Annotated in this window: 17 protein-coding genes; 9 read left to right on the top strand and 8 right to left on the bottom strand. The window is 41.8% G+C overall.

What is annotated here, in order from left to right:
• Position 1 precedes the first annotated feature (1 nt).
• The 5 genes from fliP (at position 2) to flhA (ending at position 5,167) form a co-directional block, all read left to right on the top strand.
• Entirely contained in the window at positions 2–733 is a 732-nt protein-coding gene (gene fliP, locus QPX86_RS19095) for a flagellar type III secretion system pore protein FliP (RefSeq protein ID WP_220753696.1), read from the top strand.
• 90 nt (positions 734–823) lie between these two features.
• The gene (locus QPX86_RS19090) at positions 824–1,093 is read left to right on the top strand and encodes a flagellar biosynthetic protein FliQ (RefSeq protein ID WP_220753695.1); all 270 of its coding nucleotides are present in this window, start codon (positions 824–826) and stop codon (positions 1,091–1,093) included.
• A 66-nt stretch (positions 1,094–1,159) separates the two neighbouring features.
• Positions 1,160–1,933, top strand: a complete 774-nt coding sequence (fliR, locus tag QPX86_RS19085) for a flagellar biosynthetic protein FliR (protein ID WP_220753694.1) — start codon at positions 1,160–1,162, stop codon at positions 1,931–1,933.
• Between the two features lie 3 nt (positions 1,934–1,936).
• Positions 1,937–3,070, top strand: coding sequence for a flagellar biosynthesis protein FlhB (flhB, locus tag QPX86_RS19080; protein WP_220753693.1), 1,134 nt, complete (start codon positions 1,937–1,939; stop codon positions 3,068–3,070).
• 15 nt (positions 3,071–3,085) lie between these two features.
• Positions 3,086–5,167 (top strand): flagellar biosynthesis protein FlhA, encoded by a 2,082-nt coding sequence (gene flhA, locus QPX86_RS19075; RefSeq protein ID WP_285163599.1) that lies wholly within the window; start codon positions 3,086–3,088, stop codon positions 5,165–5,167.
• A 212-nt stretch (positions 5,168–5,379) separates the two neighbouring features.
• Here the strand turns inward: flhA and QPX86_RS19070 are convergent, their stop codons facing one another.
• The 3 genes from QPX86_RS19070 to QPX86_RS19060 all read right to left on the bottom strand — a co-directional run bounded on the left by QPX86_RS19070 (position 5,380) and on the right by QPX86_RS19060 (position 7,777).
• A complete protein-coding gene (locus QPX86_RS19070; protein ID WP_285163597.1) occupies positions 5,380–6,570 on the bottom strand; it encodes a GGDEF domain-containing protein in 1,191 nt (396 codons plus the stop codon).
• A 307-nt stretch (positions 6,571–6,877) separates the two neighbouring features.
• Positions 6,878–7,525 carry a DUF2959 domain-containing protein gene (locus QPX86_RS19065; protein ID WP_285163596.1) on the bottom strand — a complete coding sequence of 216 codons (648 nt, stop codon included), beginning with the start codon at positions 7,523–7,525 and terminating at the stop codon, positions 6,878–6,880.
• A gap of 30 nt (positions 7,526–7,555) precedes the next feature.
• Positions 7,556–7,777: a hypothetical protein gene (locus tag QPX86_RS19060; protein WP_220753689.1), complete on the bottom strand. Its 222-nt coding sequence runs from the start codon at positions 7,775–7,777 to the stop codon at positions 7,556–7,558.
• A gap of 87 nt (positions 7,778–7,864) precedes the next feature.
• On the opposite strand from QPX86_RS19060, the gene QPX86_RS19055 reads away from it, so the two are divergent.
• The 4 genes from QPX86_RS19055 (at position 7,865) to QPX86_RS19040 (ending at position 10,583) form a co-directional block, all read left to right on the top strand.
• On the top strand, positions 7,865–8,809 hold the full coding sequence (locus QPX86_RS19055; protein ID WP_285163593.1) for a virulence factor BrkB family protein: 945 nt from the start codon (positions 7,865–7,867) through the stop codon (positions 8,807–8,809).
• 190 nt (positions 8,810–8,999) lie between these two features.
• Positions 9,000–9,569 carry a hypothetical protein gene (locus QPX86_RS19050; protein WP_220753687.1) on the top strand — a complete coding sequence of 190 codons (570 nt, stop codon included), beginning with the start codon at positions 9,000–9,002 and terminating at the stop codon, positions 9,567–9,569.
• Positions 9,570–9,634: 65 nt separating this feature from the next.
• Positions 9,635–10,084 (top strand): D-aminoacyl-tRNA deacylase, encoded by a 450-nt coding sequence (dtd, locus tag QPX86_RS19045; RefSeq protein ID WP_220753686.1) that lies wholly within the window; start codon positions 9,635–9,637, stop codon positions 10,082–10,084.
• A 10-nt stretch (positions 10,085–10,094) separates the two neighbouring features.
• Entirely contained in the window at positions 10,095–10,583 is a 489-nt protein-coding gene (locus QPX86_RS19040) for a thioesterase domain-containing protein (RefSeq protein ID WP_285163591.1), read from the top strand.
• 31 nt (positions 10,584–10,614) lie between these two features.
• Here QPX86_RS19040 and QPX86_RS19035 read toward each other — a convergent pair whose 3' ends face one another.
• From QPX86_RS19035 to QPX86_RS19015, 5 genes are all read right to left on the bottom strand, one after another.
• Positions 10,615–10,974, bottom strand: a complete 360-nt coding sequence (locus QPX86_RS19035) for a rhodanese-like domain-containing protein (RefSeq protein ID WP_374758491.1) — start codon at positions 10,972–10,974, stop codon at positions 10,615–10,617.
• Between the two features lie 402 nt (positions 10,975–11,376).
• Complete coding sequence (locus QPX86_RS19030; RefSeq protein WP_220753684.1) at positions 11,377–12,609, bottom strand: beta-ketoacyl-ACP synthase; 1,233 nt, start codon at positions 12,607–12,609, stop codon at positions 11,377–11,379.
• Positions 12,606–13,337 carry a 3-ketoacyl-ACP reductase FabG2 gene (locus QPX86_RS19025; RefSeq protein WP_220753683.1) on the bottom strand — a complete coding sequence of 244 codons (732 nt, stop codon included), beginning with the start codon at positions 13,335–13,337 and terminating at the stop codon, positions 12,606–12,608. Before QPX86_RS19025 ends, QPX86_RS19030 begins: the two co-directional genes overlap by 4 nt.
• A 72-nt stretch (positions 13,338–13,409) precedes the next feature.
• Complete coding sequence (locus QPX86_RS19020; RefSeq protein ID WP_220753682.1) at positions 13,410–13,895, bottom strand: hotdog family protein; 486 nt, start codon at positions 13,893–13,895, stop codon at positions 13,410–13,412.
• Complete coding sequence (locus QPX86_RS19015) at positions 13,888–15,156, bottom strand: beta-ketoacyl-[acyl-carrier-protein] synthase family protein (protein ID WP_285163588.1); 1,269 nt, start codon at positions 15,154–15,156, stop codon at positions 13,888–13,890. Before QPX86_RS19015 ends, QPX86_RS19020 begins: the two co-directional genes overlap by 8 nt.
• Positions 15,157–15,170 lie beyond the last annotated feature (14 nt).

The following is a 15,170-nucleotide window of genomic DNA, read 5'->3' as shown; positions in this document are numbered from 1 at the left end:
TATGGTTCGTGTCATCCTGCTATTGTTGTGCCTATTTTTAGCTCCCAATGTTTATGCTAATGATGGCTTAACGTTATTCACATTAGCGGATGGCGACCAGTCCCAGACCGTCAACGTCAAGTTAGAAATCTTAGCCATGATGACCATGCTAAGTTTCATTCCAGCGATGTTGATGATGATGACCAGTTTTACTCGGATCATTATCGTATTAGCGATTTTAAGGCAGGCTTTAGGTCTACAGCAAAGCCCGCCTAATAAAGTGCTTATTGGTATCGCATTAGTGCTGTCGGTATTTATCATGCGCCCAGTAGGTGAGGTCATTTACGACGATGCTTTCTTACCATATGACCAAGGTGAAATTGAATTAACAGAATTGATTGTCCGTGCAGAAGTGCCAATCAGGCAGTTTATGCTGGCGCAAACTCGTGAGACCGATTTAGAGCAGATGTTAAAAATTGCTAATGAGCCAGTCACTTTAACTGCTGATGAAATTCCATTTTTTGTGTTGATGCCTGCGTTTGTACTAAGTGAGCTAAAAACGGCTTTTCAAATCGGTTTTTTACTTTATATCCCCTTTCTAGTGATTGATTTGGTGGTTGCGAGTGTGTTGATGTCGATGGGGATGATGATGTTGTCACCTCTGATTATCTCCTTACCCTTTAAATTAATGGTTTTTGTACTCGTTGATGGGTGGGCGATGACCGTTGGCACCTTAACAGCGAGTTTTGGTTAGCTGTGTTCAGTCAGAGTATTCAAATGATGAACGCCAGTTACGCGTCATTGATCAAACATGTAAAGCTCGTTTTCCTGCAGGAGCAATCTAATGGATGTGAATGAGTTAACGTCATTCTTTGCTGAAGCCATATTTTTAGTGGTGATGATGGTTGCGGTACTTGTTGTACCGGGCTTACTGGTGGGTTTATGTGTTGCAGTATTTCAGGCTGCTACCCAAGTCAACGAGCAAACCTTGAGTTTCTTACCTCGTTTAGTGCTGACATTATTGATGGTGCTGTTTGCAGGAGAATGGTTACTGATGAAAATCAGTGATTTGTTCGAGCGCCTGTTCTTTAGCATTCCCCATGTGATTGGCTAGGTTACTGTTAATGAATGCGAGTTTATCAACAAATGATTCAGCCTTAGCGCTAAGTTCAGCCATAACATGCTGTCGCTAACATCAATTCAAATCAGTTCATTTATCGGTACCTTTTGGTGGCCGTTTTGTCGTTTTATGGGGGCATTTATTGTGATGCCTTTTTTAAGCAGTAATTATATTCCTGCGAAGATTCGAATCTTATTTGCAGTATTGCTTAGCGCTCTAGTGGCTCCATTATTGCCGCCAGTGCCAGCAGTTGATGCTTTATCATTTGGTGCATTACTGCTCGCTATTGAACAATTACTAGTGGGCTTTATGTTGGCACTGTTTTTATTATTGCTTATTAGTGTGATGACAAAAATGGGCGCGATGATGTCGATGCAAATGGGTCTAGCCATGGCGATCATGAACGACCCTGCTAATGGCAACTCTAATCCAATATTAGGTCAGTGGTTCTTGCTATACGGCACACTATTATTTTTAGCTTTAGATGGCCACTTAGTGGCTATTGGGGTGATTGTTGATAGTTTCTATTTATGGCCAATTGGTAGGGGTGTATTCGAATTGCCGTTAATGGGACTTGTTGAGCGAGTCGGCTGGTTATTTGCTGCTGCATTTATGCTGGCTTTGCCTGCTATTGTAGCCATGCTGATGGTTAACCTGACCTTTGGTGTTCTCAGCAAGTCTGCGCCATCATTGAACGTCTTTGCTCTTGGTTTCCCCATGTCGATGTTAATGGGGCTGTTTTGCGTGTTCTTTTCATTTAGTGGTTTAGCAAGCCGCTATAGTGATATTTGCCTCGATGCCTTGTCTGCTATGCATCAGTTTATCGGGGGGTAATGCATGAGTAATAAAGATACTGGTCAAAGCAAAACAGAAGACGCAACTCCGCAGAAGTTAAAAAAAGCCCGCGAGCAAGGGCAAGTTCCCCGTTCAAAAGATTTAGCTGCATCAGCGTTGATTATTGGCTGCGCGGTTATGCTAACTAGTAGTGCCGATTGGATTGCCAGTGAAATGGCTGAAATCACTCGCTTTAATATGAATATCACTAGAGAGCAACTCGATGAACCCAAAATGCTAGAGATGCATATGGGCGCAGCTGTAATGGGTATTCTGCATATTCTTGGGCCTTTATTCATCTTAGTGGGCGCGATTGCGATGATTGCAGGGGCTATGCCTGGTGGGCCACTTTTTAGTATTAAAAATGCATTTTTTAAATATAGCCGTATTGACCCTATAGCAGGTTTAGGGCGAATGGTATCGATAAAATCCTTAGTTGAACTCGTTAAGTCGATACTTAAAATTACCTTGTTGATTGGCATTATGCTGTATTTCTTAAAAAGTAATATGCAGGGCATTATGGCCAGCAGTCAGTTGCCTGTTGATGAAGCGGTGCGATATAGCATTGATACGATTTCCGCTGGTATGTTCTACCTCGGTGTGGGCTTATTGATCATTACTTTTATCGACGTGCCTTATCAGTATTGGCATCATCACAAAGAGTTAAAAATGTCTCATCAAGAAGTTAAAGATGAGCATAAACAGCAAGATGGTAAGCCAGAAATAAAAGCTAAAATTCGCCAGATGCAGCAAAAAATCAGTCGATCTCGCGCTGATAATGCGGTGCCTCAAGCGGATGTATTACTGGTTAACCCAACTCATTATTCCGTTGCACTTCGTTATGATGCCGGTAAGGCAGATGCACCTTATGTCATTTCTAAAGGTGTAGATGAGCTGGCCTTATATATGCGTGAAGTTGCCCAGCGACATGATGTTGAGATTATCGAAATCCCAGCGCTTGCTCGTGCAATATATTATTCCACCAAAATTGAACAACAAATTCCGGCGGCATTATTTGTCGCCATTGCACATGTATTAAGTTACGTGCTGCAAATTAAAGCAGCAAGAACGGGCTCTCAGGATAAGCCTGAACCGTTACCGCATTTTTATATTCCTCCACATTTACGACATGATTAAAGGAAGCATTAAGCCATGAATTGGTTTGCGCAAGTATTTACTGGCAATCGGAGCTATATCGGTATTCCGATAATGTTATTAGCCATTTTGGCAATGGTGATTTTACCTTTGCCACCTTGGTTACTGGATATTCTTTTCACCTTCAACATTGTCTTAGCTGTGATGGTGTTACTGGTCAGTGTGTCTATTCGTAGGCCGCTAGAGTTTTCGGTGTTCCCGACAATTTTGCTCATCGCCACTTTAATGCGTTTAACCCTGAACGTGGCCTCTACTCGTGTGGTATTGATCGAGGGTCATAATGGTGGGGATTCTGCAGGTAAGGTAATTCAAGCCTTTGGTGAAGTGGTTATTGGCGGTAATTATGTTGTCGGTGCAGTCATCTTTTTAATCTTAATGATCATTAATTTTGTGGTGATCACCAAAGGTGGCGAGCGTATTTCAGAAGTATCAGCTCGTTTTACACTAGATGCCTTACCAGGCAAACAAATGGCCATTGATGCCGACTTAAATGCTGGAGTTCTTACTCAAGAGCAGGCACGAATTCGTCGCCAAGAAGTAGCGCGAGAAGCGGACTTTTATGGCTCGATGGATGGTGCTTCTAAGTTTGTTCGTGGTGACGCCATTGCTGGTATTTTGATTCTGATGATTAACATCATCGGCGGTATTTCCATTGGTGTGTTCATGCACGATATGGGCGCATCTGATGCTTTTAAAACTTTTGTACTCTTGGCTATTGGTGATGGTCTGGTTGCGCAAATCCCGTCGTTATTACTGGCAACAGCAGCTGCAATCATTGTTACTCGTGTTTCTGATGCTGAAGAAATGCCAGAGCAACTACAAAAACAGCTGCTTGCTAATCCAAAAACCTTAGCGACCGCCTCTATAGTGATGCTGATACTCGGTGTGGTGCCAGGTATGCCTGCGATGGTCTTTATTTCGTTTGCAGCGATACTTGCATTTGCATCGTGGAAACAGAGCCAGAATAAGCCCGAGGTGGTGGAAACCAAGCTTGAGCAAAAGCTAGAAAGCAATACCGCTGAACCGTCACCGCCCAGTTGGGATGCGCTGCCTTATACTGACTTAATTGAAGTTAGATTAGGCTATCAATTAGTGCATTTGGTTGAGCGCACTAAAGGTGCTGAGTTGCAAAAACGTCTAACAGGTATTCGCCGCACCTTGTCAGAACAAGCAGGATTTTTATTAGCAGAAGTGCGGGTGAGAGATAACCTGTCATTAGCACCCAATGCTTATCAAATTAATATGATGGGTAATCCAGCGGTGATAGCAGAGCTGCAATCTGAAAAGTTAATGGCAATTCAAAGTGGTCCTGTTTTTGGGGATATTGATGGCATTATTACTAAAGAACCTGCGTATAACATGGATGCTATTTGGATTGAGCAGGACTTAAAAGCCCGAGCGCTTAATTTAGGTTATTCAGTGGTTGATAACGCCACTGTGATAGCTACGCATGTGAGTAAACTCATTCGCGAAAACTTACCTGATATGTTGCAGCATGATGATGTTCTAGCATTAAGCGACCGCTTAGCTAAGCAGTCGCCTAAACTGGCTGAAGCATTAAATAATGCGCTAACGCCGATTGTGCAGTTAAAGGTGTATCGCTTATTGCTTAAAGAGCAGGTGTCGCTTAAAGATATCCGGACTATCGCTACGACGTTATTGGATTGCAGCGAAAACAGTAAAGACCCAGTGTTGTTAGCTGCTGATGTACGTTGTGCCCTTCGAAACAACATTGTTCACAGCATCGCGGGGGCCGAACCTAAGCTTAATGTGTTAACTCTTGCGCCTGAGCTTGAGCAAACATTGATGAACGCGCTTACTCAGTCGCAGCAGCAAGGGCAAGTGGCTTTAGATAGCTTCCCAGTTGACCCAACATTACTGGCTCAACTGCAACAAGGCATGCCGCAGATTTTAGCTGACGCGAAAGAGCAAGGTCATAGCCCTATGTTGTTAGTAGCGCCTCAATTAAGACCAATTCTCGCACGCTATGCACTAGCCTTTGCCAGAGGGTTACATGTGCTGTCTTACAATGAAATCCCTGAAAACCGAGAGTTAATGGTAGCGGGGCAGTTAGGCTAGTTATGATAGCTAACAGAATAAGTCTTAAGCCTTTTAAAGCGCTTTGCTTATGATCTAAGCATGGCATATGTGTAAACGAAAAAGCCCAAATTAAGCTGATTTGGGCTTTTTGTTATCTGTTTAATGTGCGGATAATTTGGTTTTTTACTTAGCTTCTTATTCCTATTTAGAACTTAAGTCTTAATTCTTTAATTTTAACTCTGAAGCCTTAATTAAAACCTCACTTGGTTACGGCCACGATCTTTGGCGCGATATAAGGCTTTATCCGCTTGTTTCATGCTTTGTTCAAAGCTTTGGTCTGACTTATGTTCAGCGCAGCCAATAGAGACAGTCACATTAACGGTTTTCTTTTTCACTGGTGCTTTACTGCGGTTTTTCTTGGAACTTGTTTTACGGCTCTCATCACGAAGGACAATGTCATAATCTTCAATGCTTTGTCTGACATCATCAAGGTGTGAGTAAACTTGGTCTATGTCTTTACGTGGGAACACAATGGTAAATTCTTCTCCGCCATAGCGGAATGTCTTACCACCGCCAGTGACTTTAGCTAGCTTTACTGCTACCAGCTTTAATACGTCATCACCTACATCATGGCCATAAGTGTCGTTGAAGCTCTTAAAGTGGTCGATATCGACCATGGCTACGGTGTATTTTCGGCCTAAAGCTAGACTTAAATTGAACAATGCACGTCTTGAAGGCAGGCCGGTTAACTCGTCTCGATAGGCTAAAAAGTAGGAGTCAAATAACACTGTGACTAAGAAGCTCACCGCAATACAGCAAAATAAAATAGATAGGGGAAGGTTGGTTGGCACTAAAAAATAGCAAAGCCACAATAGTAAGCAAATGCCTAAGCTAGTTTGGGCTAAATTGCTGTTCCAACTGAGTTTGGCAAATAACACGATTGCCAGCGGATAAATGGGTAATAAGTGTAAAGGAGAGCCTTCGGTGCTCAGGCCAAAGCTCTGCTGAAATTGGCTTATAGCAACAGGGTACTTCATGGTGAGATAGACCCAAATATAAGCAATAATACCGCAAATAACGATCCCACCTATACGGAAGAAGCTATGCACACTCAGAACTCCACGGTCTTTAATAAAACAGAACATGCAAATCACTAAGGTGCCAAATAGAGGTAAAAATTGATGAATAATGGGTGAGAGAAATAATCGATTATTTTGTAATGTGTAAAAAATTAGCAGTAATAAGCCAATATAAAATAATCTACTGCGATTAAACTGTAAGCAGATTAATGAGGAAGCTGCGAGTAGCCAATAAGGCGCAAAATGTAGGGTGTCTTGCCAGTCTATCCAATGACTTTGAAAATGTACTAATAAGCCTAATGATAAAAAAGTGATAAAGATAGGCAGTATAAAAAAGCGCATGGTATGCATTAAGCTGCTCATTGAATCCACCGTAATAAAGCTAACGTTAGCGAGTTGAAAAGAAAATATTCACGGCGGCATTGCTGAATGAACCGTTTAAAACTGACAAGTTACATTTTTAATAAATTAAAAACTCCTCTATCAAAGCGACCTTGTCATCACCAAACTGAAATATAAATCAAATGGATTGATTGCTAAAGCGATTTGCAGATAATTTATGCAGCGCCAGCATATTCTGTTAATGCGTTATAGCTGGTATAAAAAAGCGCAACGGGTTAGGTTGCGCCTTTAGCGTAATGATTTAGAAAGTCAGTAATGAGCAAAAGGCTTAACCTTTCTCCATCGCTTCGATGAATTTATTTGATTCAGCAATCGACTTATTCATTTCTGTTATCAAGCTTGAGATGTCAGACTGTAAGCTATTAAACTCGCCTTTAATAGCACCAATCGCTTGGGCATTAAGGTTATGTTTTAAGTACAGCATGTTATCTTTCATTGCCGTTAAAATCGGTGGCATTTTCGCTTCAGCGCGGCGCATTCCTTTCACTAATGAATTGTATGAACGTTGGGTTTCATTTAGTTTATTGGTGCTGTTGCGGCGAAGGCTCGCTTTACTGATTTCTTGAATTTCAGTTTCCCATTCGTCAAATAAAGCTTCGGCAACGTCTTCCACTTTATCAATACGGTTACCGACTTCATCAGCTGCTGACTGGGCTGATTCATATTCATCTTTAGCTTTGTTGTAAGCGTCTTCTAAATCACCACCATCAAACGCGAGCAAAGCTTGCATTTCTTCTAGTGCTGAACTGAATTGCTCTTGAGCTTCTTCTTGAGATTCTTTCGCTTCTTGTACGCGATCGACCATGATGTCACGCTTGTGATAGCCCACTTTTTCCATCGCACCGTAATAGGCACTTTGACAACCACTAAGTAGTAAACTTACGCTGAGGAATGTGAGTGATATCCATTTCTTCATCTTGTGCTCTCTTATTGTCGTTAATTGTTGCTATTCGGCTTTGAACGTTGCCGCATCAATGATGCTCCAAAGATGGATCACCGCACCTATGATTGCTGGGATAATTAATACCCAGAAGAAATAACACACCGCTGTAATACAGAAAAATAGAATTGCAGCAATAATGCGGCCTTGAACCAGTTGTCCTAAGCCTGGGAAAAATACGCTGGCAATTGCAGCAATCACATTGCCTGCCGAACCTTGTTGAGACATTAAATTACTCCCTAGGAGTGTAACTATCGTGTTATAACATTGTACGAAGATAACCGCATAATTGAAATTAAATAATCAGAGAATATTGTGACAAATAAGATAGATGTAGCGTATTACAAAAATATGAGAGTCAGTATTTGGCAATTTTTAGTTCATCTAAAGTGCAGGCTGCAGGAAGATCAAATAAATGTCAAAGCAGGTCATTTAGCTTATGTGACCTTATTATCACTGGTGCCGATGGTGGCTGTGATGATGTCGATGTTGTCTGCTTTTCCTGGGTTTGAGGGGCTCCGCGGTAAAATCGAAAGCTTCATTTATAGTAATTTCATGCCAGCGTCGGGCGATACCGTGCAAATTTATATTAATGAGTTTGTCGATAATGCTTCTAAAGCCACCTTTGTAGGTGTCATGGCATTGGTGGTCGTGGCGTTGATGCTGATCTCAGCCATTGATAAAGCATTAAATAATATTTGGCGAACAACCGATAAACGCTCCTATGTGGTGTCATTTTCAATGTACTGGATGGTGCTGACATTAGGGCCGGTATTAATTGGCGCCAGCTTAGTGGCAACGTCTTACGTCGTTTCACTTAAAGTCTTTGAAATGTCGGAAATATCTGGATTAATGACTTGGCTGGTTGAACGTTTGCCTATGCTATTTTCTGTGGCTTCAATTTTGCTGCTTTATATGGTGGTGCCGAATAAAAAAGTCCATTTTTGGCATGCGTTAATCGGTGCGATAGTGGCTGCAATACTATTTGAAGCGGGTAAAAAGGGTTTTGCTTTTTATGTTACTCAGTTTCCGAGCTATGAGGCGATTTATGGTGCGTTAGCGACGATTCCTATTTTGTTTGTTTGGGTGTATTTATCTTGGGTCATTGTACTGCTGGGAGCTGAAATTACCGCTGCGTTACCTGAGTATTTAGATTCAGGCATTTTTTCGCTTAAAAAAAATAAACAGACTATTACACCTAATACGGTGGTTGAGCAGCTTGCCGAGTCGAATGTAGAGAGTGACATCAAACCTACATAGTTAAAGATAAAACTTAGTAACAGAGCGCGCGATGAGAATAGCGATAAAATAAAGTGTCTTAGATGAATAATTTAGTTGTGCTTAAATTGTCTCTACACGGTATATTGCTATGTAAGTGTTAAATAAAAAAATCTAAGTTGTTTTCACTCTAACCAAGAGTTTATGCAGCTGTACTCTACAAGGATAGCAAATGAAAAAATTGATTATTGCAGCATGTGTATTAGGTTTAACAGCTTGTGCTGCAACCGACAATTCATCAGAAACCAGCGAAACGAACGCGGCGCCTAAAACAATTAACATGGCTGGCATGACAGATCAGCAAGCGACTGATGAGCTTTATAACGCCTTATTAAAGTCGAGCTATTTAGCCACTAAACTTAGCCCTAATAGCGTCGCTGTGCAATTTGGTGATAACCAGTTTGTGTTACAGCCAAGCATGAGCGAGCAAGGCGTTGATAGAATTTTAACAAACCGTTTGTTCGCTGTTCATCCGCAATTACATGGCAGTAAAGAACTTTTGGTATTGATTGGTTCACTAAACCAAAAACTTAACTTTGCTAAATTTGTTATTCGTGAAAATGGTGGCGTGATTCAGGTGCAAGGTGCAGCTACTTTTGTTGATTCTATTGAGTTAGAAGAGTTGCGTCGTTTCATGCTGTGGACTGATGAAGGCTTGAAGCAAGTAGGCAAATCACTTCCTAAAGGCTCAGAAGAGCTGATTAAACCAATTCCTGTAATTAAGCCTGACACAGGGGCGTAATAGGGGCGTAATATTGTAGAATGTGTTCATCAACCATATGATGAACACAGCAATAGGAAATAACATTGATTGGGTTAATCCAAAGAGTGGCACATGCAAGTGTCACTATTGATACTGTTGAAGGCAAGCAGGTCACTGGCAGCATCAATAAAGGCTTATTAGTTTTGTTAGGTGTCGAGAAAGATGACGACATTGAAAAAATGCGTAAGCTTGCCAAGAAGGTAATTGGTTACCGAATTTTTAATGATGAAAACGGCAAAATGAACCTAAATTTGCAGCAGGCAGATGGTGAGCTATTAGTCGTATCTCAATTTACCTTGGCTGCAGATACGGGACGAGGCTTACGTCCAAGCTTTTCGAGTGCAGCAACACCAGATAAAGCTCACGAGCTATATGAAGCTTTTGTCGCGTTTTGCCGCGAACAAGGCGTTAATACACAAACGGGCTCATTTGGTGCAGACATGAAAGTCGAATTGCTCAATGATGGTCCTGTCACGTTTAACTTGCAGGTATAACTTACTCCTGATGAATACAGACTCAACTCAAACTCATATATGTTTGTCGCCACAAGATCTGCAAAAGTTTGAGGGATGGTTAACTGAGTTAAAGCAAACTTGGTATCAGACCATTCCGGTGAGTCAGTTTATGCAGATCTCACCACAGACCTTTAATAGGCAACACTTCACTGTGACCGCGCCCATGGCACCTAATATCAACCTTCATCAAACCATGTTTGCCGGCAGTATTTACACCTTAATGACCCTAACGGGCTGGGGGATGATGTGGTTGCGACAGCGGCTGCTAGGTGTTGAAGGTAATATTGTATTGGCCGATGCGCATATTCGTTACCATGCGCCGATCAATCAAGATCCTATCATCAGTGTTGTTTGGCCAGAAACAGCCTCGCTGATGCCTCTAACAACAGGCGGAAAAGCGAAAGTAAAACTTGAAGTACAACTACATTGCGCGGATAAACTGTGCGCAACGTTTAGTGGCTTGTATTTTAGTTATTAAGGTTCAACAGAGATTTAGCGCTCAATAGTTATCAAGCACTCAACGACTCACAACACAGCAAGTCTTTCATTGCTCCGCCATTCACTGCGCAGCTAAACCCCTTTGCTTCAAAGATATCACAGCCTTTTTGAGCTCTAATACCAGCACCACAATAAACAACAAACTGCTGTAATTTATCATGTGCAGATAACCAATTATCTAATTCAGTAAGTGGTACATTAATCGCTTCAGGTAAGTGACCAGAGGCAAATTCATCTGGATTTCTGACATCTATTAGCGGTGCACCTTGCTTAACTAGTTGCCAGCAAATATTAGTTTCTTGTTTGCCTGAAAGCTTTATTGCAGTGCTAGTATCAGTCTCAGCCATCTTTTCTAAACTTACATCTTGCATTACTAGCCCACCTGTTTAGTTATAATTCACGAGTTATATCAGTTAATTGAATAAAGTTCATTAGATTTATTTTAATAAGATTATTCTAATATGATATTTTAAGCAAGTTAAAAAAAGATAGTCTGTATTGATAGGTTGTTTATTTATCGAGAGGAGTTGAGCGGGAAGATGAAGGTAAGGTGCTAATATTTATATGAAATATTAACGATTTTAATTAAGCTCTTGAGTTCCCATAAAATATTGCCAGGTGAAGTGATTATTTCTAAATGGTTTTTCGAAATGATTTTAGGTGTTTAACGTCAGATTCATGTCATGAACAAAGTATTCTAAATTCAATAAACGTGCTTTAACGATATAGTTTTGAATCCAAGGAAGGTATTTACCTTCCTTGAAATCACCGTTTTAAGCCTGCCAACGTTTAAAGATCAATGAGGTATTAATGCCGCCAAAGGCGAAATTATTACTCATGACATAATCGGTACTAAGCTGTCTTATATCGTCTTTAATATAATCAAGTTGGGCGCATTCAGGGTCGACCTCTTCGAGGTTAAGGCTAGGCGCAAACCATCCGGCATTCATCATTTCAATACTTACCCAAGCTTCTAAAGCACCACAAGCACCTAGAGTATGGCCGGTGTAACTCTTGAGTGATGAAATAGGTGTTTGTTCACCAAAGACGGCATAAGTCGCCTTAGTTTCAGCGATATCTCCGCGATCGGTCGCTGTGCCATGGGCATTGATATAGCCAATTTGGCTAGCATCAATATCAGCATTACTCAGTGCTTGTCTAATGGCCACTTCCATCGTGTCTGCATTCGGTTGAGTGATGTGCAAACCATCAGAGTTAGTGCCAAAACCGACAAGTTCTGCATAGATAGTTGCTCCGCGGGACTTGGCATGTTCGAGCTCTTCAAGCACTAAAGTGCAAGCGCCTTCGCCAATCACTAAGCCATCGCGCTGACTATCAAAAGGCCTTGGTGTGGTGTGTGGCTGCTCATTTTTAGTGCTGGTTGCGAATAAGGTATCAAATACTACCGCTTCTGTTGGGCATAGCTCTTCACCGCCGCCTGCAAGCATCAGTGTTTGCTGGCCAAATTTAATTGCTTCATAGGCATAGCCAATCGCCTGACTGCCAGATGTACATGCGCTGCTAGTGGTGTGTACGCGACCTTTAAGACCGAAGAAAACCCCGACATTAACCGCAGTCGTATGGGCCATCATTCGAATATAACTAGTGGCATTGATACCCGACATATCACCATTTTTTAGCATATCGCCAAAGCCAATAATGGGTTCAGTACTACCAGTTGAGGAACCGTAGGCAATGCCCATTGCTCCCGATGACACGATAGGATCATCTAACAGGCCTGCATCTTCTAAAGCCACTTCGCTGGCGCGGGTAGCCATGATTGAAACTCGCCCCATTGAGCGGATTTTTTTGCGCGAATAATGTTTTGGTTGTTCAAAATCAGTAATCGGTGCAGCAAGGCGTGTATTAAGAGAAGGGTACTTATCCCACTCATCCATAGTGACGACACAATTATGTTTTTGTTGTAACCGCTTGGCGATCGTTGGCCAGTCATGACCTAATGCGGACACTCCACCAATGCCTGTAATAACAACTCTGCGGCTCATATCATGCCTCCATTAACAGAGATCACTTGGCGAGTAATATAAGCTGCGTCATCGGACATTAAAAAGTTAGCCAGTCCGGCGATTTCATTAACTTTGCCCATACGGCGCATTGGCACGATTTGATTGACCATATCTTTAGGGAAATCATTGACCATATCGGTTTCAATTAAGCCTGGTGCAATACAGTTAACAGTAATTTTTCGTTTGGCTAGCTCTAAAGACAGCGCTTTGGTTGCACCAATTAGTCCAGCTTTTGAGGCGCTGTAATTCACTTGTCCGCGATTACCCGCAATACCTGAGACTGAAGCCATAGTAATAATACGACCACCATTTCTGGCTTGTATCATTGGCATAATGGTGGGCTGAATGACGTTATAAAACCCATCGAGATTGGTGTGAATAACACTGTCCCATTCTTCTTCTGTCATGGCAGGAAAAGCGGTATCTTTGGTGATCCCAGCGTTTAAGATTACGCCATAATAGGCGCCATGTTGTTCAATATCTTGTTCAATATGCGCTTTAGCAGCTTGTCTGTCAGCAACATCAAATGCAATTAAACTGGCGCTGACACCAAGAGCTTGGATTTCAGCTTGGGTTTGCTTGGCTGCGGTAATATTGCTGTGGTAGTGAACTGCAATATCAAAACCTTGGGATGCGAGTTTTAGTGCTATCGCTTTACCAATACCACGGCTAGAACCTGTGACTAAAGCTCTTTTATTTGTTGTCATCTTTTATAAATACCTCTTAATCTCCATAAAGTGCAGCATCAGCTTGATATTGTGTTGAACTGACATGATTGGCTACACCGAACTTTCCTGTATATATGCTTGGGTATCTTGGGGCTGAAATACGTTCACATTGGCTGAGGCTATAACGGTTTCATCTGCTAATATTTGGCAGTCAAAAACTGCTAAACCAGAGTCTTCTTGATATAACCTTGCTACGCTAATTTGATATTTATGACCCAGTTGATAAAGGGGCTGGTGCATTAGTAATTTACGCGTGCCCAGTAAAAATCCAACACGAATTTTATCATTTCTAAGGTGCGCTTCAACACCAGCTAAAGCGGCAATACTTTGCGCCATATATTCGATGCCGACGTAATTGGGGACGCCATTGATAGCTGCATTAAAATAAGCGCTTTGTTCAGTTATCTCAACTTGTGTAATCAGACTGTCTTGCTGATGTTTGATGACTCTATCTATCAATATCATCGGTGCTCTATGGGGCACAAACTCAGCAATATCCTTGGCTAGTAAAGCCATAGTTGCAATATGTTCAGACATCTTGGTTTCCTGCTTTCGCGAAAATGATACTGGCATTGCTGCCACCAAAAGCAAATGAGTTACTCATAATATAATTAAGCGGGTTTGACTGTGCTGAGCCCACCAAAGGTAATACTGGATTGTTTGGATCTTGTTGCTTATCCCATATGTGAGGGGGCAGTAATTGATCTTGATTGTATGAGCTTAATAACAAATAACAAAATGCAGCCTCAATAGCGCCTGCAGCACCTAAACAATGACCCGTTAAAGGCTTAGTTGAGCTGCATTGAGGAATTGCATTTGGAGTACTAGTGTTAGAAATAGTATTGGCTATTTTATCTGCAAACACATGATGCATGGCGACTGATTCCATCGCATCATTCTTAGGGGTCGCAGTGCCATGTAAATTAACGTATGACACTTTGCTTGCATTGATATCTGCATCATTAAGTGCAGCTTCCATTGCGGCTATTGCACCTACACCTTGCGGATGGGGCGCCGAAATATGGTGTGCATCAGATGACTCGCCGATACCTGCCAATAACACTTCAGGAGCTGATTGAGCTTGAGTATCTTCAGCATCTGTAAGCTGTAACATAAATAATGCAGCACCTTCGCCAATGTTAATGCCATCACGATGTTCGCTGAATGGATTGCACAAACCTTTAGAAACTGATTCGAGCGCATTGAACCCATTTAACGTTAACTGACATAAACTATCGACTCCACCAACGATAACCACATCACACATGTTTGCCTTGAGTAATCTCTGTGCACTGGCAAACACTTTGGTACTTGAAGAACAAGCGGTTGAAACGGTATAGCAAGGGCCATTTAAGTCGTAAAGCTTGCGTAAAAAGTCACTGGTGCTGCCAAGTTCTTGTTGAGCGTAATGGTAACTTGGTGGAAATTTACCGTGTTGCTGATGATACTCAAGCGCTGCTTCGCCTTTTGAAATACCTGAAGTACTCGTGCCTAAAACCACGCCAACTCTTTCTTTACCATACACGTTTTTGGCTTGTTCAATACTGCGTGTTAGCTGCATAGCCGCTGTATACAACAAGCGGTTATTGCGACAATTAAATTGCTCTAGCTCATCAGGAATGGTCAACAAGTCAGTATCATTGATGGCGCCAACTCGCGTTTCAGCATTAAACATTAAGTCATCTCTCATCACCATCGCATCAGTATTTCCAGCAAGTAAATTTGCCAGTACTGACTCAGGCGTATGACCTATTGGGGTACATAGTCCAATGTGTGTAATTGCTATGGAACGGCGCATAGTGATTGACATAG

This window comes from Shewanella goraebulensis (genome assembly GCF_030252245.1).
Lineage (GTDB): Bacteria > Pseudomonadota > Gammaproteobacteria > Enterobacterales > Shewanellaceae > Shewanella > Shewanella goraebulensis.
The sequence above is the reverse complement of the archived record's forward strand: the minus strand, read 5'-3'. Positions and strand labels throughout refer to the sequence as shown.